General features: G+C 63.9%; 6 protein-coding genes and 1 pseudogene. All 7 read left to right on the top strand.

Features of this window, described 5'->3' with window-relative positions:
• On the top strand, positions 1-487 hold a 487-nt coding region (locus E5W87_RS18150; protein WP_367118835.1), incomplete at its 5' end, for a tetratricopeptide repeat protein.
• 3 nt (positions 488-490) lie between these two features.
• Complete coding sequence (ccmE, locus tag E5W87_RS18145; RefSeq protein ID WP_095486555.1) at positions 491-934, top strand: cytochrome c maturation protein CcmE; 444 nt, start codon at positions 491-493, stop codon at positions 932-934.
• Between the two features lie 5 nt (positions 935-939).
• Positions 940-2,931, top strand: coding sequence for a heme lyase CcmF/NrfE family subunit (locus tag E5W87_RS18140; protein ID WP_292400253.1), 1,992 nt, complete (start codon positions 940-942; stop codon positions 2,929-2,931).
• The gene (locus tag E5W87_RS18135; protein ID WP_292400250.1) at positions 2,928-3,395 is read left to right on the top strand and encodes a cytochrome c-type biogenesis protein; all 468 of its coding nucleotides are present in this window, start codon (positions 2,928-2,930) and stop codon (positions 3,393-3,395) included. The genes E5W87_RS18140 and E5W87_RS18135 overlap by 4 nt, the downstream gene beginning before the upstream one ends.
• Positions 3,396-3,526: 131 nt before the next feature.
• Positions 3,527-5,062 (top strand): Do family serine endopeptidase, encoded by a 1,536-nt coding sequence (locus tag E5W87_RS18130; protein ID WP_292400247.1) that lies wholly within the window; start codon positions 3,527-3,529, stop codon positions 5,060-5,062.
• A 349-nt stretch (positions 5,063-5,411) separates the two neighbouring features.
• Positions 5,412-6,086 carry a response regulator transcription factor gene (locus tag E5W87_RS18125; RefSeq protein WP_164547000.1) on the top strand — a complete coding sequence of 225 codons (675 nt, stop codon included), beginning with the start codon at positions 5,412-5,414 and terminating at the stop codon, positions 6,084-6,086.
• A gap of 1 nt (position 6,087) precedes the next feature.
• Positions 6,088-6,756: pseudogene (locus tag E5W87_RS18120) on the top strand (two-component sensor histidine kinase); the annotation flags it as partial.

Raw genomic sequence — 6,756 nt, 5'->3', positions numbered from 1 at the left:
GGCCCTGAAACTTGATCCGGCAAATCCGAAGGCCAGCTTTTATCTCGCTTTGGGCATGGCGCAGGAGGGCCGTGCTGACGAGGCGACAGCTGGCTGGCAGAAAATGCTGGCGGCCTTGCCGCGGGACTCGGCTTGGCGCGGCCCCGTCGAGCAGGCACTGGCCGAATCCGCCAAGCGGAGCGTCGCTTCGGGACAGCCTGCAAAGGGCCCGGACGCCGGGGATGTCGATGCTGCTTCGTCGATGTCGCCGCAGGACAGGGAAGCGATGATCAACACCATGGTTGCGGGGCTTGATGGAAAACTTCGGCAAAACCCGCGCGATGCGGAAGGATGGATGCAGCTTATTCGTTCCTATGTCGTGCTGGGCAAGGCCGATCAGGCCCGCGACGCGCTCAATCGCGGTATCGCCGTTTTTGGCTCCGATAGTGAGGAAGCGAAGAAATTCACCGCCTTTGCCGTCTCGCTTGGCTTGACGGCGACGGAGTAAAAAATGACGCGCAAGCAGAAAAGACTGTCGGTGATCGCCGGAGGGTTGGCCTTTCTCGGTGCCGCCACCGGTCTGACCTTCTACGCGCTAGGCCAGAAGGCCTCCTACTTCTACATGCCCGCCGATCTGACCACCGCCAGCCTGCAACCCGGGCAGCGTATCAGGCTCGGCGGCCTCGTCGAAAAAGGCACGATCGAGCGCGGCCAGGGGGCCACCGTCGCCTTTTCGGTGACCGACAACCAGAAGCAGGTCAAGGTCACCTACACCGGCATTCTTCCCGACCTTTTCCGCGAGGAGCAGGGCGTCATCACTGAAGGTACGTTTCGCCCGGACGGCGTCTTCGTCGCCGACAGCGTGCTGGCCAAGCATGACGAGAACTACATGCCCAAGGAGGTGGCCGATGGCCTCAAGGCCAAAGGCGTGTGGCAGGAGAGCAAAAGTGAGTAACGGCCTTGGTTGAAACCGGACACTTTGCGCTGGTCCTGGCGTTCGCGCTGGCCTTGGTGCAGACGCTGGTGCCGCTGTTCGGCGCGCGCATGAACAACCCCCGGATGATGGCCGTCGGCGGGCCGGTCGCGGTGACTGGCTTTGCCTTGACCGCGCTGTCCTTCGCGGCGCTGATGACAGCCTATGCAAGCTCCGATTTTTCGGTGGCCAACGTCTGGGAGAATTCGCATTCGCTGCAGCCGCTGATCTACAAGATCACCAGCACCTGGGGCAATCACGAAGGCTCGATGCTGCTCTGGGTGCTGATCCTGACCTTCTTCGGCGCGCTCGTGGCTGCTTTCGGCAGCAATCTTCCTGCGACGCTTCGAGCCAATGTGCTGGCCGTGCAAGGGGCGATCGGCGCCACCTTTTTCCTGTTCATCCTGGCGACATCCAACCCGTTCGCCAGGCTCAATCCGGCGCCAATCGAGGGCCGCGATCTCAATCCGATCCTGCAGGATCTCGGCCTCGCCATCCATCCGCCGCTGCTCTATCTCGGCTATGTCGGCTTCTCGATCTGCTTTTCCTTCTCGGTCGCCGCCCTCATCGAAGGCCGCATCGACGCGTCCTGGGCGCGCTGGGTGCGGCCATGGACGCTGGTCGCCTGGATGTTCCTGACCGGCGGCATCGCCATGGGCTCCTACTGGGCCTATTACGAACTTGGCTGGGGTGGTTTCTGGTTCTGGGATCCGGTCGAGAACGCCTCCTTCATGCCATGGCTGGCGGGCACGGCGCTGCTCCATTCGGCGATCGTCATGGAAAAGCGCTCGGCCCTGAAGATCTGGACACTGTTGCTGGCTATCCTGACCTTCTCGCTGTCGTTGCTCGGCACTTTCCTCGTGCGTTCCGGCGTGCTCACTTCCGTTCACGCCTTCGCCACCGATCCGACGCGCGGCGTGTTCATTCTCTGCATCCTGACACTGTTCATCGGCGGATCGCTGGCGTTGTTCGCCTTTCGCGCGTCGAGGCTGACGGCCGGCGGCCTGTTTCATCCGATCTCGCGCGAAGGGGCGCTGGTCCTCAACAATCTGTTCCTGACCACGGCCACCGCCACCGTGCTGATCGGCACATTGTATCCGCTGGCAGTCGAGGCCGTTTCAGCCGACAAGATTTCGGTCGGCGCGCCGTTCTTCAACCTGACATTCGGACCGCTGATGGTGCCGCTTCTGGTCGTGGTCCCGTTCGGGCCACTGCTGGCCTGGAAGCGCGGCGACATTTTCGCCGTCGCCCAGCGCCTGATGGCGGCCTTCGCCGCAGCGCTTCTGGCCGTGCTGGTGACGGCCTTGTTCATCGACGGCGCGTCGGTGTTCGCAGCACTTGGCGTCGGCCTGGCCTTCTGGCTGATCTGCGGCGCGCTCACCGATATTGCCGTCAAGTCCGGCTTTGGCAGTGTCGCGCCAGGCATCATGCTCAGGCGCTTCGCCGGCCTGCCGCGCTCGGTCTTCGGCACCGCGCTCGCCCATCTCGGCCTCGGGCTGACGACGCTGGGCATCGTCGGCACACTTTGCTTCGGCACCGAGAAGATCCTGTCGATGCATGCAGGCGAGACCGTGCAATTGTCCGGCCATACGCTGCGTTTCGAAGGGCTCTATCCGGCCCAGGGGCCTAATTACAGCGAGGATCGCGGCCGCTTCGCCCTGCTCGGCGCCGATGGAAACACTACCGCCGTAATCACCTCGGCCAAGCGCTCCTATCCGGTCCGACAGATGACGACGACCGAGTCCGGTATCAAGACAATGGGGTTCAGCCAGCTCTACCTCTCGCTTGGCGACGGGGCGACCGACGGCTCCGTCGTGGTGCGGCTGTGGTGGAAGCCGCTGGTGACGCTGATCTGGGGTGGCGGCCTTGTCATGATGGCAGGTGCTGCTATGTCGCTCATGGACCGGCGCCTGCGCGTCGGGGCACCGTCCCGCCGCCGCAAGTCGACCGGCGCTGTGCCTTCCGCGAGCCTGCCATGACCGCAAGATTCTCGCTGGCCTCGCTGATCCTGCTGCTGACGCTGTTGTTTGCCGGCGCCGCACTCGCGGTGAAGCCCGACGAGGTTCTGGCCGACCCGGCACTCGAGGCGAGGGCGCGGACGCTTTCGGAAGAGCTGCGCTGCATGGTTTGCCAGAACCAGTCGATCGACGAATCCGATGCCGACCTTGCCCGCGACCTGCGCGTGCTGGTGCGCCAGCGCCTCGTCGCCGGCGACACCGACCAGCAGGTGATGGACTACATCGTTTCCCGCTACGGCGAGTTCGTGCTCTTGAAGCCGCGCTTCAGCTTGCGCAATGCGTTGCTCTGGGGCACGCCGGTCCTTCTGCTGCTTGCCGGCGGGATTTTCATCGTGCTGACCGCCCGTTCGCGCCGTTCGACGGCAACCCATGCGTTGACCGCGGAGGAACAGGCGGAGCTCGACACTATTTTGCACCGGGACTGAAGGCGGCTGGCACCCGCAAAACATTACAAAAGTTTCATGCACCGGAAATGGCGCCGTAATGTGCGCCCCTCTATTTCTCTTGCCCGAGGATGCCGACCGAAGCGCATCCCTTGAAAGAGGATACGACACCCATGAATACTGCCCCCAATTCATATCCCCGCACCCGTAAACGCCTGATGGCTGCCGCCGCTTCAGCGGCCATTGCCGGCGCGATCGGCTTCGGCGCGGTTGCCACCGGGACAGCCCCGGTCCTGGCCGAGGCCGTGCGTGTCGAGGCGCCGCAGGTCCCGAGCTTCGCCGATGTGGTCGAGCGCGTTTCGCCGGCGGTCGTCAGTGTCCGTGTCAAAGCCAAGATAGAATCGACCGCCGACGACGGCTCCGACCTGCCCGACGGCTTCGGCAATCTTCCCGACGATCCGCAATTGCGCCGCTTCTTCAGGGAGTTCCGTGGCTTTGGCGATCAAGATGGCCAAGATGGAATGCGGCGTTTCGGACGTCGTGACCACAACCGCCAGCCGCGGCCGGTCGCCCAGGGGTCCGGTTTCTTCATCTCCGAGGATGGCTACCTCGTCACCAACAACCATGTCGTCGGCGACGGCTCGTCCTTCACGGTGGTGATGCATGACGGCAAGGAACTCGACGCCAAGCTGGTCGGCACAGACCCGCGCACAGATCTCGCGGTGCTCAAGGTCGAAGGCGACGGCAAGTTCACCTATGTCGACTTCGCCGATGATTCCAAGGTTCGCGTCGGCGACTGGGTCGTGGCAGTCGGCAATCCGTTCGGCCTCGGCGGCACAGTCACCGCCGGCATCGTCTCGGCCCGTGGCCGCGACATCGGCGCCGGCCCCTATGACGACTTCATCCAGATCGATGCCTCGGTGAACCGCGGCAATTCGGGCGGCCCGACCTTCAACCTCAACGGCCAGGTCGTCGGCATCAACACCGCGATCTTTTCGCCGTCCGGCGGCAGCGTCGGCATCGCCTTCGACATTCCTGCCTCGACTGCAAAGGCTGTCGTGCAGGATCTGATGAAGGACGGCACCGTCCAGCGCGGCTGGCTCGGCGTCGAGATCCAGCCGGTCACCTCCGAAATTGCCGAATCGCTGGGGCTGAAGTCCGACAAGGGCGCGCTCGTTTCCAGCGCCCAGGACGATGGTCCCGGCAAGAAGGCCGGCATATCAGTCGGTGACGTCATCACTCAGGTGGACGGCAAGGACGTCGCTTCGCCGAAGGAACTCGCCCGTCTGATCGGCGCCTACCAACCCGGCAAGCCGGTCGACGTTACGGTGTGGCGTGACGGTAAGAGTGAGACCGTCAAGGTCGATCTCGGCACGCTGCCTTCGGGCGACAAGCAGGCTTCGGCCGACCAGCAGCCTTCCGCTCCGCCAAAGGCCGATACGCTGGCCGATCTCGGCCTCACCGTCACCAGGTCCGACGATGGCAAGGGGCTTGTGGTGACCGATGTCGATCCCGACAGCGATGCCGCCGATCGCGGCATCCAGCCGGGCGACGTCATCACCTCGGTCAACTCGACGGAGGTCAATGGCACCGACGATGTCGCCAAGGCCATGGCCGACGCGGTGAAGTCGGGCCGCAAGGCGGTGCTGATGCAGATCACCCGCGATGACAGCAACCGCTTCGTCGCGCTGCCTGTCGCCAAGAGCTGACGTTCCAGACTTTTCCGGTGCGGCGGTTTCAAACACCCAAGCCGCCGCACGGGAAAGCACGGGGCTGAATACGTTAGTCAGTCATTGAGTTCCGCCCCAGCGGCAGCGGGCTCCCATCGCCCGCTGCCGCTCGAACAAAGCATGACGGCATGCTCAAATAACAAAGCATGTCGCCCGAAAGCCCGCCTTGGGCCTGATCCGAGGGTGCCGGTGGCTCTCGGTCAACAACATTCCAAAACAACGACTTACGGCGTATTCTTGAATCACTTTGTTCGCGATACGCCCTGGTGAGGCGACGAGGCATATGCCGGCCACTCAATCTTCCAGCGAAATCGCGTATAACGGTCCCATGAAGATTCTCGTCATAGAAGACGATCGCGAAGCGGCCGATTACCTCCAGAAAGCCTTTACCGAGGCCGGACACACCGCTCATGTCGCCGGCGACGGCGAAACCGGCTTCGCGCTCGCTGATTCCGGCGACTATGACGTGATGGTCGTCGACCGCATGTTGCCGCGCCGCGACGGCCTGTCGGTCATCGCCGGCCTGAGATCACGAGGCAACACGACGCCGGTGCTGATCCTGTCGGCGCTCGGCGAAGTCGACGACCGGGTCACCGGCTTGCGCGCCGGCGGCGACGACTATCTGACCAAACCCTATGCCTTTTCCGAGCTTCTGGCCCGGGTCGAGGTGCTGAACCGCCGCGCCAGCGCCAGGGAAGCCGAAACCGTCTACCGGGTCGGCGATCTCGAACTCGACAGGCTCTCTCATTCAGTGCGGCGCGCGGCGCGTGAAATCACGCTGCAGCCGCGCGAGTTCCGCTTGCTGGAATATCTGATGCGCCATGCCGGCCAGGTGGTGACGCGCACCATGCTGCTGGAAAATGTCTGGGACTACCATTTCGATCCGCAGACCAACGTCATCGACGTTCACGTCTCGCGGCTGCGCGGCAAAATCGAGAAGGGCTTCGACAAGCCGATCCTGCACACGGTTCGTGGCGCCGGCTATATGCTCAAGAGTGGGTAGCATGGCTCTTTCCATGCCGGCCATCATGAGGACGACGGCAGCGCGGCTTTCGGCGCTCTATCTCCTGCTGTTCGCCATCTGTGCGGTGCTGCTCGTCTTCTACATGACCTCTCTGTCGGCGCGCATGCTGACCGCGCAGACGCAGGAGACCATCAACGACGAAGTGCTCGGCCTCGCCCGGGCCTATCAGCGCGGCGGCCTGCCGGTGCTGGTGCGCGTGGTCGAGGCCCGCTCCCGCCAGCCCGGAGCCAACCTCTATCTGATCGCTGACACCAACGGCCAGATACTGACCGGCAACGTGCAGAGCCTGGAGCCGGGGGTGATAGAGACCGAAGGCTGGACCACGCGTCCGTTCTCTTACCGGCGGTTCGGCGAGGGCGCACTCGAGCGGCAACGCAACCCGGTCGCCGACCAGAATGAGACGCAATTCGGCGAGAGCGAAGTGCAGGCGGAAGGCGAGAAGGGCCATAACGCCATTGCGCTGGTGCTGCGCCTGCCGAACCAGATGATCATGCTGGTCGGTCGCGACCTCGGCGAGCCGGAGCGGTTCCGCGCCGTCATCCGCCGCGCGCTGATGCTGGCGCTGGGCATGATGGGGCTTGGCGGGCTTCTGATCTGGTTCTTTGTCGGACGCGCGGCGCTGAAGCGTATCGACTCGGTGTCGGAGGCG

Origin of the sequence: Mesorhizobium sp. (assembly GCF_004962925.1) — a bacterium.
Lineage (GTDB): Bacteria > Pseudomonadota > Alphaproteobacteria > Rhizobiales > Rhizobiaceae > Mesorhizobium.
The sequence above is the reverse complement of the archived record's forward strand: the minus strand, read 5'-3'. Positions and strand labels throughout refer to the sequence as shown.